Source organism: Profundibacter sp. (assembly GCF_965277155.1).
Classification (GTDB): Bacteria; Pseudomonadota; Alphaproteobacteria; order Rhodobacterales; family Rhodobacteraceae; genus Profundibacter.
Window position 1 is genome coordinate 290,240 of the sequence record NZ_CBDIBV010000005.1, and the last position, 15,347, is coordinate 305,586.

Below are 15,347 nucleotides of genomic sequence, written 5' to 3' on the forward strand. Positions count from 1 at the left end.
TTATTTCTGGTTGTACATGTTGAAAGCCGCCCGACCACCCCACATCTGTTCAGAACCAACTTGAACCCGAAAGCGCCCAATGCCCCCCAAAAACGATACCGAAATCCATAAAAACGGCAGCTATCACAACGCCCCGCCTTTTGCCCAACTGCGCAATCCGATGGGTCGCGCGGCGCAGATCAGGCAATTCCTGTTCAAACGCACCCCGAATGCTGTGCCCGATGGCAATATCCCGATTGTCGCAATGAATCGGTGCAATCTCGAGGCGCAGCGCCAGAATGACGAAATCCACCTTTACCGAATGGGCCATTCCACCGTGCTGCTAAAACTGGGGGCGGATTACTGGCTGACCGATCCGGTCTTTTCCAACCGCGTTTCGCCCAGCCAGTTTGCCGGACCAAAACGGTTTCACAACACACCGATTTCCATCGCCGATCTGCCCGATATCAAAGGTGTCATTGTCTCGCACAACCACTATGACCACCTGGACAAATCCGCGATCAAACAGTTGAGCGGCAAGGTTGAACATTTCATCACCACCCGTGGCACAGGTAAATACCTGAAACGCTGGGGCGTTGCGGAAACCCGCATCACCGAACTGGGCTGGTGGCAATCACACAGCCACGGCGACACCACCCTGACCGCCACCCCGTCGCAGCATTTCTCGGGGCGCGGGCTGTTTGATAACAACAAATCCCTTTGGGCGTCTTTCGTGCTGCAACACAACGGCAGACAAATCTTCTTTGGCTCGGATTCAGGTTATTTCGACGGGTTCAGGCAAATTGGCGAACATTTCGGCGGCTTTGATATCACCCTGATGGAAACCGGCGCCTACAGCGCGTTGTGGCCCTATGTGCATATGACCCCGGACCAGAGCTTTCAGGCCCACAAGGACCTGCGCGGCAAAACCCTGATGCCGATCCATAATTCCACCTTCAAACTGGCGTTTCATCCATGGAAGGAGCCACTGGACCGGATCACCGAACTGGCCGATCGGGAAAAAATCCCCCTGCTCACCCCGCAAATCGGTGAACGCGTCACACTGGGCCAAACCACATCCACAAATCGCTGGTGGCAATCGGTCTAGCCTGATCCTTCCAAATGGCCCAAATATCCCCGCCGGAGGCATCCGCCCCCGAACCATCCACCACACGACCAAATTGATAAACAGCCCCATCCGCTATCGCCTCCCCCTTCAGGGGGACCAGAGGGGGTTTTGCCAATATTAGAGCGTGGGCGTCAGCCCACTCCGCCGGATCAGGCCTTTTTCGTGCGGGCCGCAGGCTTTTTCTTTTTAGGGGTCGCCTTGGCCTCCAGCGCATCCAGCCGTGCCTTTAGCGCTTCGTTTTCCTCGCGCGCTTTCTGCGCCATCGCCCGCACCGCGTCGAACTCGTCACGCGATACGAAATCATGCTCGGCCATCCAGCGGTCAACCCAGCTTTTCATCGCTGTATTGACTTCGTCTTTGGCCCCCTGCGCCACCCCCATAGCGTTGGTGAACAGATGGGAAATATCATCAAGTACTTTGTTACGAGTTTGCATGGAGGTCTCCAAATTTTACTGTTAACGCATATATGAGGTGACAATCGGCAAATCACAAGGTTGACTTCGCCATAAAACAACAGGCAGGAAACAAACATGCAATTCGTCATCCCCTTCCCCGGCATCGGCAATGAAATCTTTTCCATCGACATCGGCGGTTTCGATTTTGCCCTGCGCTGGTATGCGCTGGCCTATATCGTCGGCATCATCATCGGCTATCGCATCGTGTTGCGCGCCGTGCGTGCGCCGCACCTGTGGCGCGATGAAACTCCGCCCACCACACCGGAATTGCTCGAAGCATTCCTGACTTGGGCGATCCTTGGCATCATCCTTGGCGGTCGCCTTGGTTTTGTGCTGTTTTACCAGCCCGCCTATTACCTGCAAAACCCTGCCGAAATTCTGCAAGTGTGGAATGGCGGCATGTCGTTCCATGGCGGATTTCTGGGCGTGGTGATTGCCGGTCTGATTTTCTGCAAAAAACACGGTATCAAAATGCTGTCCTTTGGTGATCTGATGGCAATGGCGGCCCCGATCGGTCTATTTTTGGGCCGTCTGGCCAATTTCAACAGCGCCGAATTATGGGGCCGCCCCTCAACCCTGCCTTGGGCCGTTATTTTCCCCGGGCGCGCCGCGCAAGATTGCCCCGGTGTGATCGGTGCCTGCGCCCGCCATCCCTCACAACTGTACGAGGCCACAATGGAAGGGCTGATCCTTGGCGCATTGGTGCTGTTCCTTGCATGGCGTCGCGACTGGCTGAAAAAGCCGGGCCAGTTGATGGGTCTGTTCATCGCCGGTTACGGTGTATCGCGATTTGTCGTTGAATTCTTCCGGCAGGCTGATGCACAATTCATCACCGCCACCAACCCGATGGGCTATGTCATGCAGTTTGGCGATTTCGGCCTGACCAAGGGCCAGCAATTGTCCCTGCCCATGATCGCCATTGGCCTGATATTCATCCTTTATGCAAGGAAACGCACATGACGACGCCACTGGCAAAAATCCTGATTGACCGCATCACCAACACCGGCCCTATCAGCATTGCCGATTATATGGCCGAATGTCTGCTGCACCCGAAACACGGCTATTACACCACCCGCGATCCGTTCGGCGCGGATGGCGATTTCACCACGGCACCGGAAATCAGCCAGATGTTCGGCGAACTGCTGGGCCTGTGTCTGGCACAATCCTGGCTGGAACAGGGATCGCCCAAGGAATTCGTGCTGGCCGAACTTGGCCCGGGTCGCGGCACCTTGATGGCCGATGTTCTGCGCGCCACCCAAGGCGTGTCCGGCTTTCACACGGCGGCCAATATCACTCTGGTCGAGGCCTCCCCCGCCCTGACCGATATCCAGCGCGAAACACTGGACGGCTATGACGTGAACTGGGTGCAAACCAGCGGCAATATTCCCGATGGCCCGCTTTACCTGCTGGCCAATGAATTCTTTGACGCCTTGCCGATCCGCCAGTTTATCTTTGCAGGCGAGGCCGGCTGGCGCGAACGCCGTGTCGGGGTCAAGGAGGACGCATTGGTGTTCGGCGCGGGCGATGCTGCCGATGTCCCTGCCCTGACCCACCGCGTCAAGGATTGCCGCGAAGGCGATCTGGTCGAGGTCTGTGCAGCGGCCGGCGCCATTTCAGAAGACATTGCCAAACAGATTGCCCGTTTCGGCGGGGCTGCAATATTCATCGACTATGGCGACTGGCGGTCCTTGGGCGACACATTGCAAGCCCTGCGCGGCCACGCATTCGACAGCGTTCTTGCCCACCCCGGCGAGGCCGACATCACCGCGCATGTTGATTTCGAGGCCCTTGCCGTGGCCGCCGTTTCACACACCCCAGTCAGCAAACTGATCCCGCAGGGCGAATTGCTGGCCCGCCTTGGCATTGCCCAGCGCGCCGAGGTTCTGGCGCAAGGGTTAAGCGGTGAACAGCTTGAAACCCACATGAGCGCGTTGAAACGCTTGACCGACCCCACAGAAATGGGGACGCTGTTCAAGGCAATCGCCCTATACCCCAATGGGCATACACCTCCAGCCGGATTCAGCGCATGACCCTTGAAATCCTGACCGCCGACAGCCTGTCCGATACCCGCCACGGGTTTTTTACCCGCCGCGGCGGTGCGTCCAGCGGTATCTATCAGGGGCTGAACTGCGGCTTTGGCTCGACCGACCAGACCGAAGCCGTCACCCTGAACCGCACCCGCGTGGCCGAGGCGATGGAGATTGCACCGGACGATCTGGCCACGGTATTCCAGTATCATTCCGCCGAAGTATTAGCCCTGACCAAAGCCCCGCATGGGCAGCGCCCCAAGGCCGACGCGATGGTTACCGCAACCCCCGGACTGGCGCTGGGTATCCTGACCGCCGATTGCGCGCCCGTGCTGTTTGCCGATACCGATGCAGGTGTTGTCGGGGCGGCCCATGCCGGATGGAAGGGGGCCTTGGGTGGTGTGCTGGAGAACACGCTAGATGCAATGGAGGCCTTGGGAGCCGACCGCAGCAATACAGTGGCAGTGATTGGCCCTTGCATCAGTCAGGCCGCTTACGAAGTCGGGCCGGAATTCATGGATACCTTTATGGACCATAACCCCGATTATTCCCGTTTCTTCGCCGGTGGCAATGAGGATCGCGTGCAATTCGATCTGCCCCTTTTTGCCCTGCACCGCCTGCGCGAAGCGGGGATTGGCGATGCCGAATGGACCCGCTATTGCACATACTCGGATGCAGATCGTTTCTATTCCTATCGCCGCAGCGTACATCAAAAAGAGGCCGACTATGGCCGCCTGATTTCGGTAATCCGCATCTAGCCCCATTTTTTCATAATCTGCCGTAAACATGGCAGTTTTCGCCAAATTTTGGCCCAAATCTATGGTTTTCAATATATGGCAGGTGCACTCCCGACATTTAACCCTTAGTATTTACAGGATTTTTAGGATTTGATGCAGGTATAAAATAAAACTGCTAAATTTCGAGCCATACCCGATATTTCCTGCAATCAGCCATTCTGCTGCCCCAATACCCGTTCATATTATCAATAACGGTTCACCAAAGAGCCAAAGATCAAGAGATTAACAATTGAAAGTGTGCGACATGAAAAAGCAGAAAAGCCTGATTGGCAACATTATCGCCGAAACAGCCAAGAACGAAATCGCCCTGCCTTGGGCCCGCGGCGCACGCCGCGCCGAATGGATCGCCAAACGGGCCATGCAATCCATGTCGCCTAAATCTGCCAACGCATAAGGCAAAACCTGTCGAGAACAAAAACGGCCACCCATTGCGGGTGGCCTTTTTGTTTGTCTTGCCCGTTCGTTCAGGCGGATTTGTTCAGGCGCTTTTCCAGCACTTCAAACGGCACACCCGGCAGATCCTTGGCACAACGGATCACCAGCGATGTTTTCACACTGGCCACATTATCCGCCGATGTCAGATCTTCGGTCAGAAACCGCTGGAAGGTGGATAAATCGGGGGCCACACATTTCAGGATAAAATCCACCTCGCCATTCAGCATGTGACACTCGCGCACCAGTGGCCAGTCCTGACATTTGGCCTCGAATGCTGACAGGTCCACCTCGGCCTGGCTTTGCAAACCGACCATCGCGAATACCTGCACTTCGAACCCCAGTTGGCGGGCGTCCACGTCAGCATGATAGCCGCGAATAAATCCGTTTTCTTCAAGCGTGCGCACACGGCGCAGGCAGGGCGGAGCCGAAATGCCGACCCGCTTGGCCAATTCCACATTGGTCATCCGCCCGTCGGCCTGAAGTTCGGCCAAAATCATCCGGTCAATCGGATCCAGTTTCGAATTTGCCATCATATTCCTCTATCGGTATTTTCGCGGATTGTATGCGCGCTAACATTCAGGCGCAACAATATTTCACAAAAGCGTAATTTTCTTGCCAAACCGGCAATTCCCGCGTCATTTGCTCGCGATGGGTGTCACGGGGGGTTTTCCTGCCTGCCGCCTGCGCCTATATCTGGCCCAACCACAGTTTTTACAAGGGGGCAATCATGTCCGAGACACGCCATACCAAAGTTCTGATCATCGGCTCCGGCCCTGCCGGATACACCGCCGGAATCTATGCCAGCCGCGCCATGCTGGAACCTATTCTGGTGCAAGGGATCGAACCGGGCGGGCAGTTGACCACCACCACGGATGTTGAAAACTTCCCCGGTTTCACCGAGGTCCAGGGGCCCGACCTGATGATGAAAATGCAGGAACACGCGGCCGCAATGGGCACCGAGATCATTGCCGACATCATCACCGATCTGGACCTAGGCAAACGCCCCTTCACCGCTAAGGGTGATAGCGGCACCACCTACACTGCGGATGCCGTCATTCTGGCTACCGGCGCACGCGCCAAATGGCTTGGCCTGCCATCCGAAGATGAATTCAAGGGCTTTGGCGTTTCCGCCTGCGCCACCTGTGACGGCTTCTTTTATCGCGGCATGGAAATTGTCGTGGTTGGCGGTGGCAACACTGCCGTGGAAGAGGCGCTGTTCCTGACCAACTTTGCCAGCAAAGTGACCCTGATCCATCGCCGCGACGAATTGCGGGCAGAAAAGATCCTGATCAACCGACTGATGAAAAACGAAAAGATCGTGCCGCTGTGGGATAACGAGCTGGTCGAGGTCGTAGGCGACGAAGACCCCAAAGGCGTCACCGGCGTACGCGCCAAAAACGTCAAAACCGGCGAGATCACCGAGATTCCGGCCAAAGGCGTGTTCATCGCCATCGGCCATGCGCCTGCCAACGAGTTGGTCAAGGACACGCTGGAAACCCACATGGGCGGCTATGTTGTGACCAAACCCGACAGCACGGCCACCTCGGTCCCCGGTGTATTCGCGGCGGGTGACCTGACCGATTACAAATTCCGTCAGGCGGTCACATCGGCCGGTATGGGCTGCATGGCCGCGCTTGAGGCCGAGCATTTTCTAGCCGAACAGGAAGACTGACAACCATCGCCGAACAAACCCTTCCCGCAGATTCAGCGGGAAGGGGAATAATGTTCTGCCCCGCAACAAAATCGAAACTTTTTTGCCCGATTTCATGAATCTTTCAAGCCTTTGCTTGTATTTGGTCACAATCCGGCGCTATTTGCGCGAAAACCTTCCTGCCGTAGCGACCCAGTAACAGATCGAGAGTAATTTATATGGGGGCTGACCCAGATAACTACTTCAAGTAACGCTTAACCCATTGTCTTAGCTGCAATAACTGAGCTGAAGGGTCACTGTTGTTGAAACGCCACTCGCATTCCTTCAAATATAGCCCAAATTGGGCCTTGGGGACACCGTTAAATCGGCGCATGTGGCGCTTGGCTTGGTTCCAGAAATTCTCGATGCCATTGATGTGGTTGTGACGGTCTGCAAAGAGCTTGGAATGGTTGATGCGAAAGTGGTGGAAGTCTGACACATCCAGCACATTATAACCGCGCCAACAATCGGAATAGACGATGGAATCCGGCACGACTTTGCGCTCTATGATCGGGATCAGAGTGGCGGATTTGGCGTCCGGGATGATCTTGGTGTAAACCTTCCCACCCCTTTTTAATATACCAAAAACGGGAATTTTACCTGCCGCACCACGCCCGCGTTTACCTTTGCGTTTGCCGCCAAAGTAGCTTTCGTCCACTTCTATTTCTCCGCCGAACATAGCTTGGCTTTCCGCCTCCAGCTCATAGGCGATTATCTCGCGCAGGCGTAGAAAATAAAACGCTGCGGTCTTGCGGTTTACACCACACAAACTGGCTGCTGTTCGTGCTGTCGATCCCGAAACAAAATGCTCCGTAAGACGGTCTTGCTTGTAGTGGCTCAGGCGACTCTTTCTCATGCTTCCCATCATAACCTCTTTTTAGGTTATCTGGGTCAGCCCCTTTATATGTCCATGTCCATCCTCGCCCCCATCCCCGAGTTATATGTTTCCTATGAAAGCGCGCAGAAACTAAAGGTCGAGGCCGGTGATCTGCCATCCTGGGATCTGACCCCGCGCCAGATCTGCGATATCGAATTGCTGATGAACGGCGGTTTCAACCCGCTCAAGGGGTTTTTGGGCAAGGATGACTATGAGGGCGTTGTTGAAAACATGCGTCTGGCCGGTGGCACCCTATGGCCGATGCCGATCACACTGGATGTGGACGAAAAATTCGCTGAAGTGATTAAAGAAGGGCAGGACATTGCCCTGCGTGATCAGGAAGGTGTTATTCTGGCGATCATGTCGGTAACCGACAAATGGGAACCCAACAAATCGGTTGAGGCCGAAAAGGTTTTCGGCGCCGATGATACCGCCCACCCCGCTGTGAATTATCTGCATAACACCGCTGGCAAAATCTATCTGGGCGGCCCCGTTACTGGCATCCAGCCCCCCGTTCATTACGATTTCAAAGCCCGCCGCGATACTCCCAACGAATTGCGCGCCTATTTCCGCAAGCTGGGCTGGCGTAAAGTGGTGGCATTCCAAACCCGCAACCCGTTGCACCGTGCCCATCAGGAACTAACCTTCCGCGCCGCACGCGAAGCACAGGCCAACCTGCTGATCCACCCGATCGTCGGCATGACCAAACCGGGCGACATCGACCATTTCACCCGCGTGCGCTGTTACGAGGCAGTGCTGGACCAGTATCAGCAATCCACCACCACGATGAGCCTGCTGAACCTTGCCATGCGCATGGCTGGCCCCCGCGAAGCAGTGTGGCACGGCCTGATCCGTAAAAATCACGGCTGTACCCATTTCATCGTTGGCCGCGACCACGCGGGCCCCGGCAAAAACTCGGCGGGCGAGGATTTCTACGGCCCCTATGACGCGCAGGAACTGTTCCGCGCCCATCAGGACGAAATGGGCATCGAAATGGTGCCGTTCAAACATATGGTCTATGTGCAGGAACGCGCCCAATACGAACCCGCCGACGAAATCAAGGGTGACGTCACCATCCTGAACATTTCCGGTACGGAACTGCGCCGCCGCCTGTCCGAAGGGCTGGAAATACCGGAATGGTTTTCCTTCCCGGCCGTGGTCGAGGAACTGCGCAAAACCAAACCCGCCCGCCACAAACAGGGCTTTACCGTGTTTTTCACCGGCTTTTCCGGTTCAGGCAAATCCACCATTGCAAACGCGTTGATGGTGAAACTGATGGAAATGGGCGGCCGCCCTGTGACGCTGCTGGATGGTGATGTGGTGCGTAAAAACCTGTCGTCCGAACTGGGTTTCTCGAAAGAACACCGCGATCTGAACATCCGCCGGATTGGCTATGTCGCCTCTGAAATTACCAAAAACGGCGGCATCGCCATATGCGCCCCGATCGCCCCATACACCGCTACCCGTCGCGCCGTGCGTGAAGATGTCGAACAATTCGGCGCCTTCATCGAAGTTCACGTTGCCACCAGCATCGAAGAATGCGAACGCCGCGACCGCAAGGGCCTGTACAAACTGGCCCGCGAAGGCAAGATCAAGGAATTCACCGGTATTTCCGACCCCTACGAAGTGCCGGAAAGTCCTGAATTGCGGGTCGAAACCGAAAACGTCGAGGTCGATAACTGCGCCCATCAGGTGTTGTTGAAACTCGAAAGCATGGGGCTGATCAAAAGCTGATCGCGGGCGGGTATTCTCCTTGCAACAATGCGTAACGTCACCGGGGCAATGCTCTGGTGACACCTGCAATCCTGTGCTAGTCATTCCTTCTGTAACCGCCCGCAAATGGTCAGGAAATCCAGATGACAACGCCAGAAACAGCCTCGCAAACCACCCCCTATGACCTGTTCATTATTGGTGGCGGGATCAACGGTTGCGGCATTGCCCGCGATGCAGCCGGGCGCGGGATGTCGGTGGCGCTGGCGGAAATGAACGATCTGGCCTCGGCCACCTCATCGGCTTCAACCAAACTGTTTCACGGCGGCTTGCGCTATCTGGAATATTTCGAATTCCGGCTGGTGCGCGAAGCCCTGAAAGAACGCGAAGTTCTGCTGCGTGCCATGCCGCATATCTCGTGGCCCATGCGTTTCGTCTTGCCCTATCACAAGGACATGCGTTTCGAAAACGACACACCCACCTCAAAATTGCTGTCCTTTGTGATGCCGTGGATGAAGGGCCGCCGGCCCGCATGGCTGATCCGGCTGGGGCTGTTCATGTATGATCACATGGGCCATCGCAAAATCCTGCCCGGCACCCGCACGCTGGACCTGACCAAAGATCCGGCAGGCAAACCGTTAAAACCGAAGTTCCACAAGGCTTATGAATACTCTGACTGCTGGGTCGAGGATTCCCGCCTTGTCACCCTGAACGCTGTCGATGCCGCCAACCGCGGCGCGCAAATCATGACCCGCGCCAAGGTGATCAAGGCCGAGCGGGTGAATGATCTGTGGCAGATCACCACCGAAAACACCCAAACCGGCGAAACCCGAACCCACAGCGCCCGCGCCCTGATCAACGCCGGTGGCCCGTGGGTCAAAGACCTGCTGACCGGCCCTTTGCACCACCAGACCCGTCAAAGCATTCGCCTTGTGCGGGGCAGCCACATCGTTGTGCCGCGCCTGTTTGACCATGATCGCGCCTATTTCTTTCAGGGCACGGATGGGCGGATCATTTTCGCCATCCCTTACGAGACCGATTTCACCCTGATCGGCACAACAGACGCACCACATGATCACGCCGACGACCCTGCCGTTTGCACCCCACAGGAGCAGGAATATCTCTGTGCCTTTGCCTCGAACTATTTCAAACAACCCGTAACAACCGATCAGATCGTCTGGACCTACTCGGGCGTGCGCCCGCTTTATGATGACGGGGCCTCCTCGGCCACCGCCGCCACCCGTGATTACGTTATCACACTGGCTGACGATTCCCCCGTGGCACCACTGCTGAACATCTTTGGCGGCAAGATCACTACCTACCGCAAACTAGCCGAAACCTCGCTTGCCAAATTCACCCCCTTCTTCCCTGACATGCCCGGCAAATGGACCGAAGGCGTCCCCCTGCCCGGCGGTGATTTTCCGGTGGATGGCGTGGATGATCTACTGGCCGACATCCGAAAACGCTATCCGTTTCTGGATGAAAAATGGGCCAAACGCCTGTTGCGCGCCTATGGCACGGATGTGTTTGAAATGATGGGAGATGCCTCTTCTCCAAACAGCCTCGGACAACACTTCGGCTGGAACCTCTATGCCCGCGAAGTTGACTGGCTGCGGGATCGGGAATTTGCGAAATCAGCCGATGACATCCTGTGGCGCCGCTCCAAAATTGGCCTGCGCCTGAATGAACAGGAAACCAAAGCCCTTGCAGATTATCTTTCTGCCTAGGGTCAGGACCTATTAATCTGCTTGCGTTTCCGATGGTGTTCTGAATCAATGCTTTCCAAAACAGGGAGGGCAGCATGTCGGATCAGTTTTGGCTCAGCGAGGCACAGTTGGCGCGGATCAAGCCGTATTTCCCCTTGTCCCATGGCGTGCCTCGGGTGGACGATCGGAAAGTGACCAGCGGCATCATTCACGTGATCCGAAACGGGTTGCGCTGGCGGGATGCGCCCGTGGTCTACGGACCGCATAAAACGTTGTATAACAGGTTCATACGCTGGTCGAAGATGGGCATTTTCGACCATATTTTCACGGCGTTGGTCGAGGAAGAAGGTCCGCCTGACCGCCTGATGATTGACGCCACGCATCTCAAAGCCCACCGCACGGCGTGCAGTCTGCTAAAAGGGGGGCTGTTCCCCGGCGTATCGGCCGCACCAAGGGCGGCCTGAACTCCAAGCTGCATGCGGTTTGCGACGGCGAGGGGCGCCCGGTTCGGCTGTTGCTGACCGAGGGCCAGCAATCGGATCACAAGGGCGCGGCGACTTTGCTGCCTGATTTGCCGCCCGCCCGTGAGATGCTTGGCGACAAGGGCTATGACTGCGATGCCTTCCGAGCAGCTCTGCTTGAGCGCGGCATCACGCCATGCATCCCACCAAGGGCCAAACGCAAACACCCCGCAACCTACTGCAAAAACTTATACAAACAACGTCACAAGGTCGAAAACATGTTCGCCAAACTCAAGGACTGGCGACGCATCGCCATGCGCTTCGACCGCTGCGCTCATGCTTTCCACTCTGCCATACAAATCGCAGCAGTCGTCATCTTCTGGATCAATCAATGAGTCCTGACCCTAGCTTCTTCTTGCCTAAAATACCTGCGCCGCAGGCATCCCGAAGCCCCTTCATGGGGCCGAGATATAAAGCGGCCCGCAAGGGCCTCTGCTAAACTGAAATCTGGTGGAGCCGATCGGGATCGAACCGACGACCTCGTCATTGCGAACGACGCGCTCTCCCAACTGAGCTACGGCCCCGTGATGGGCAAAATTCACCCTCGCCCGAGTCGTGTCAAGACCAGGCCAACGGATAACGCGCCAATTCGTCATGCCGCGCCCCTTGCGGGTGCAGCGTGGATTGAAACAGCACAAAGGATGCGACCGAAAATGCTGGCGGGGCAAATCCTTCGTGCATCATTAGATATTCCCCCAAATGCGCCAACTCGCGCGCATCCACCGCACGATGAAACCGCGCCAAGGTGACATGAGGGTGATACTTGTCCTTTGGTGCAGGCAAGCCAGAGCGCCGGATCGCCGACACCACCTTGCGCTGCAATTCTGCCAGCGCCGGATTTACCGCAACACCCGCATACAGCAACGTCGGGCTGCTTTTGCCAAACGTCCCCAGCCCCGATAATTGCACATCAAACGCAGCCGCCTTTATCAGCGACAATTCTTCGTGCAGGGCTTCAACCTGTTCCTGCGGGTGATCCCCCGCAAAAGCCAATGTCAGATGTAATGTTTCGCGCTTTGAAGGCGCACCGGCGGGCAGCCCCGCCTGCAATGCTGTCAGTTGATCCAGCAACGGGTCGGGCAAATCGAGGGCAATGAATATACGCATTGCCCTCGCTATAGATCGTTTCAGATCGTCTGCCTAGCCCTCGTCGCTGTAGCTGTCCAGCGGCGGGCAGGTACAAACCAGATGCCGGTCGCCATAGACATTATCGACCCGTCCAACCGGCGGCCAGTATTTGTCAACGCGGAAGGATCCCGGCGGGAAACAGCCCTGTTCACGGCTATAGGGCCGGTCCCAATCGGCCACCAGATCGTTCACCGTATGTGGCGCGTGTTTCAGCGGGTTGTTTTCAGCGTCCATTTCACCGCTTTCAACCGCGGCAATCTCCTCGCGGATTGACAGCATCGCCTTGATAAAGCGGTCCAGCTCGGCCTTGGTTTCGCTTTCGGTCGGTTCCACCATCAGGGTGCCCGCCACCGGCCAGCTCATCGTCGGGGCGTGAAAACCGGAATCAATCAACCGCTTGGCAATATCGTCCACCGTGATATGGGCGCTTTCGTCAAACGGGCGGGTGTCCAGAATACATTCATGCGCAACACGCCCGCCTTTGCCCTTGAACAGCACGTCAAACGCGCCTTCCAGACGTTTGGCGATGTAGTTGGCGTTCAGGATGGCAACCTTTGTCGCCTGCGTCAGACCCGCGCCGCCCATCATCAGCACATAGGCCCAGCTGATCACCAGAACCGAGGCCGAGCCGAAATCCGCCCCCGAAACAGCGCCTTCACCGCCGACCGGATGGCCGGGTAAATGCGGGGCCAGATGCGCCTTAACACCAATCGGTCCCATGCCGGGACCACCGCCGCCGTGCGGGATGGCAAATGTTTTATGCAGGTTCAGGTGGCTGACATCGCCGCCCACATCGCCCGGTTTGGCCAAACCGACCATCGCATTCAGGTTCGCCCCGTCAATATAGACCTGCCCGCCAAATTCATGGGTGATGTCGCAAATCTCGCGCACGGTTTCCTCGAACACACCGTGGGTCGATGGATAGGTGATCATGCAGGCGGCCAGGTTTTCGCCCGCCGCTTCGGCCTTGGCGCGGAAATCCTCAACGTCAATATCGCCGTTTTCGGCCGATTTCACCACGACCACCTTCATCCCCGCCATATGCGCCGACGCCGGATTGGTGCCATGTGCCGACACGGGGATCAGACAGATATTGCGGTGTCCTTCGCCATTGGCGCGGTGATAGCCGTTGATGGTCAGCAGACCGGCATATTCGCCCTGCGCGCCGGAATTGGGTTGCATCGACATCGCGTCATAACCGGTGATCAGGCACAGCTTGTCCGACAGATCCTCGACCAGTTCGGTATAGCCCGCCACCTGATCGACAGGCGCCAACGGGTGGATGTTGGCAAATTCGGGCCATGACAGCGGCATCATTTCCGCCGCTGCGTTCAGCTTCATTGTGCAAGACCCCAGCGGGATCATCGCCCGGTCTAGCGCCAGATCACGGTCCGCCAGACGGCGCATATAACGCATCATTTCGGTTTCAGCGCGGTTCATGTGGAACACTGGATGGGTCAGGTAATCCGAAGTCCGCAACAATGTTTCGGGGATACGGTATTCCGGCGACAGGTCTTCGTCCGTGCGTTCAATCCCGAACGCCCGCCACAGCCGTTTCAACGTGTCCGAACGGGTGGTTTCATCCAGTGAAATGCCCAGCTTGGTCTTGCCAATTTTGCGCAGGTTGATCCGCTGGTCCGCCGCCGCTTTGAAAATTGCACCTTGCAGGGGGCCAACCTCGACGGTGATGGTATCAAAGAAATTTTGCGGCTCGATCACATAACCCGCATCCTCAAGCCCGCGCACCATACGCACGGTTTTACGGTGGATCCGTTGGGCAATTGCCTTTAGGCCCTTTGGCCCGTGGAACACCGCATAAAGCGAAGCCATAACGGCCAGCAAAGCTTGCGCGGTGCAGACGTTCGACGTGGCCTTTTCGCGGCGGATATGCTGTTCGCGGGTTTGCAGCGACAATCGGTAGGCAGGTTTGCCGTGGCTGTCGATCGACACGCCGATAATCCGGCCCGGCATTGAACGCTTCATCTTGTCCTTGCAGGCCATATAGGCGGCGTGCGGGCCACCATAGCCCAAAGGAATCCCGAACCGTTGGGTCGATCCAACAGCAATATCGGCCCCCATCGCGCCGGGTTCTTTCAGCAGAGTCAGGGCCATCGGGTCGGCAATGACGATGCCAATCGCCTTGGCTTCGTGCAGTGCGTCCATTTCGGCAGTGAAATCGCGCAGATGGCCATAGGTGCCGGGGTATTGGAACACCGCGCCAAACACCTGCGAGGCATCCAGATCGTCAGGCTTGCCCACGATCACCTCGATATCCAATGGCTGGGCGCGGGTTTTGATCACCGCGATGTTTTGCGGGTGACAGTTTTCATCGACGAAAAATGCCGTTGCCTTGGATTTGGCCACCCGCTGCGCCATGGTCATGGCTTCGGCGGCGGCGGTGGCTTCGTCCAGCAGAGATGCGTTGGCAATTTCAAGGCCGGTCAGATCGGAAACCATGGTCTGGAAGTTCAGCAACGCCTCAAGACGCCCCTGCGAAATCTCGGGCTGATAGGGGGTATAGGCGGTGTACCACGCCGGATTTTCCAGAATATTGCGCTGGATTGCCGGCGGGGTAATCGCCCCGTAATACCCCTGCCCGATCATGGTAGTGAATACTTTGTTTTTCTTTGCCACCTGCCGCACAAACCACAGCCATTCGCGCTCGGATTTGGGTTTGCCGAATTCCAGCGGCTCTTTGGTGCGGATGGATTTTGGCACGGTCTGGTCGATCAGCTCGTCCAGCGTCTCCACCCCCAGTACCTGCAACATCTCGGCCATTTCCTCGGGCGAGGGGCCAATATGGCGGCGGTTGGCAAAGTCATAGGGCAGGTAATCGGTCGGGGTGAAAGGCATGGTTCTTCTCCGAAATTGGGTCGGCAAATGTAAAAGCTCG

The 15,347-nt window shown here is 56.8% G+C and carries 14 protein-coding genes and 1 tRNA gene; 9 read left to right on the top strand and 6 right to left on the bottom strand.

The window, feature by feature from the left end; genetic code table 11:
* Positions 1-79: 79 nt before the first annotated feature.
* Positions 80-1,087 (top strand): MBL fold metallo-hydrolase, encoded by a 1,008-nt coding sequence (locus ACQY4M_RS05495; protein ID WP_428541810.1) that lies wholly within the window; start codon positions 80-82, stop codon positions 1,085-1,087.
* A gap of 170 nt (positions 1,088-1,257) precedes the next feature.
* On the opposite strand, the gene ACQY4M_RS05500 is transcribed toward ACQY4M_RS05495, so the two are convergent.
* On the bottom strand, positions 1,258-1,542 hold the full coding sequence (locus ACQY4M_RS05500) for an accessory factor UbiK family protein (protein ID WP_428541813.1): 285 nt from the start codon (positions 1,540-1,542) through the stop codon (positions 1,258-1,260).
* A 96-nt stretch (positions 1,543-1,638) separates the two neighbouring features.
* Here ACQY4M_RS05500 and lgt point away from each other — a divergent pair, with 96 nt between their 5' ends.
* From lgt to ACQY4M_RS05520, 4 genes are all read left to right on the top strand, one after another.
* Positions 1,639-2,523 (top strand): prolipoprotein diacylglyceryl transferase, encoded by an 885-nt coding sequence (gene lgt, locus ACQY4M_RS05505; RefSeq protein ID WP_428541816.1) that lies wholly within the window; start codon positions 1,639-1,641, stop codon positions 2,521-2,523.
* Positions 2,520-3,593: a class I SAM-dependent methyltransferase gene (locus ACQY4M_RS05510; RefSeq protein WP_428541819.1), complete on the top strand. Its 1,074-nt coding sequence runs from the start codon at positions 2,520-2,522 to the stop codon at positions 3,591-3,593. The genes lgt and ACQY4M_RS05510 overlap by 4 nt, the downstream gene beginning before the upstream one ends.
* Positions 3,590-4,348 (top strand): peptidoglycan editing factor PgeF, encoded by a 759-nt coding sequence (gene pgeF / locus ACQY4M_RS05515; protein WP_428541822.1) that lies wholly within the window; start codon positions 3,590-3,592, stop codon positions 4,346-4,348. The genes ACQY4M_RS05510 and pgeF overlap by 4 nt, the downstream gene beginning before the upstream one ends.
* A 283-nt stretch (positions 4,349-4,631) precedes the next feature.
* Positions 4,632-4,781 carry a hypothetical protein gene (locus ACQY4M_RS05520; protein WP_428541825.1) on the top strand — a complete coding sequence of 50 codons (150 nt, stop codon included), beginning with the start codon at positions 4,632-4,634 and terminating at the stop codon, positions 4,779-4,781.
* A 70-nt stretch (positions 4,782-4,851) separates the two neighbouring features.
* On the opposite strand, the gene ACQY4M_RS05525 is transcribed toward ACQY4M_RS05520, so the two are convergent.
* Positions 4,852-5,352 (bottom strand): Lrp/AsnC family transcriptional regulator, encoded by a 501-nt coding sequence (locus tag ACQY4M_RS05525; protein ID WP_428541828.1) that lies wholly within the window; start codon positions 5,350-5,352, stop codon positions 4,852-4,854.
* A gap of 197 nt (positions 5,353-5,549) precedes the next feature.
* Here ACQY4M_RS05525 and trxB point away from each other — a divergent pair, with 197 nt between their 5' ends.
* Positions 5,550-6,494, top strand: coding sequence for a thioredoxin-disulfide reductase (trxB, locus tag ACQY4M_RS05530; protein ID WP_428541831.1), 945 nt, complete (start codon positions 5,550-5,552; stop codon positions 6,492-6,494).
* Positions 6,495-6,711: 217 nt separating this feature from the next.
* Here the strand turns inward: trxB and ACQY4M_RS05535 are convergent, their stop codons facing one another.
* On the bottom strand, positions 6,712-7,368 hold the full coding sequence (locus tag ACQY4M_RS05535; protein ID WP_428539609.1) for an IS1595 family transposase: 657 nt from the start codon (positions 7,366-7,368) through the stop codon (positions 6,712-6,714).
* A 48-nt stretch (positions 7,369-7,416) separates the two neighbouring features.
* On the opposite strand from ACQY4M_RS05535, the gene ACQY4M_RS05540 reads away from it, so the two are divergent.
* The 3 genes from ACQY4M_RS05540 (at position 7,417) to ACQY4M_RS05550 (ending at position 11,661) form a co-directional block, all read left to right on the top strand.
* On the top strand, positions 7,417-9,123 hold the full coding sequence (locus ACQY4M_RS05540; protein WP_428541834.1) for a bifunctional sulfate adenylyltransferase/adenylylsulfate kinase: 1,707 nt from the start codon (positions 7,417-7,419) through the stop codon (positions 9,121-9,123).
* A gap of 122 nt (positions 9,124-9,245) precedes the next feature.
* Complete coding sequence (gene glpD, locus ACQY4M_RS05545; RefSeq protein ID WP_428541837.1) at positions 9,246-10,826, top strand: glycerol-3-phosphate dehydrogenase; 1,581 nt, start codon at positions 9,246-9,248, stop codon at positions 10,824-10,826.
* Between the two features lie 74 nt (positions 10,827-10,900).
* Positions 10,901-11,661, top strand: a protein-coding gene (locus ACQY4M_RS05550) for an IS5 family transposase (RefSeq protein ID WP_428541840.1) whose coding sequence is annotated in 2 segments (ribosomal slippage) — positions 10,901-11,219 and positions 11,219-11,661 — 762 coding nt in all. Because the reading frame shifts where the segments join, the coding sequence is not laid out codon by codon here.
* Positions 11,662-11,774: 113 nt separating this feature from the next.
* Here ACQY4M_RS05550 and ACQY4M_RS05555 read toward each other — a convergent pair.
* The 3 genes from ACQY4M_RS05555 to gcvP form a co-directional block, all read right to left on the bottom strand.
* Positions 11,775-11,850 (bottom strand) — tRNA-Ala (locus ACQY4M_RS05555).
* Positions 11,851-11,884: 34 nt separating this feature from the next.
* Positions 11,885-12,433: an RNA 2',3'-cyclic phosphodiesterase gene (gene thpR, locus ACQY4M_RS05560; RefSeq protein WP_428541843.1), complete on the bottom strand. Its 549-nt coding sequence runs from the start codon at positions 12,431-12,433 to the stop codon at positions 11,885-11,887.
* 33 nt (positions 12,434-12,466) lie between these two features.
* Positions 12,467-15,307 (bottom strand): aminomethyl-transferring glycine dehydrogenase, encoded by a 2,841-nt coding sequence (gene gcvP, locus ACQY4M_RS05565; protein ID WP_428541846.1) that lies wholly within the window; start codon positions 15,305-15,307, stop codon positions 12,467-12,469.
* Positions 15,308-15,347 lie beyond the last annotated feature (40 nt).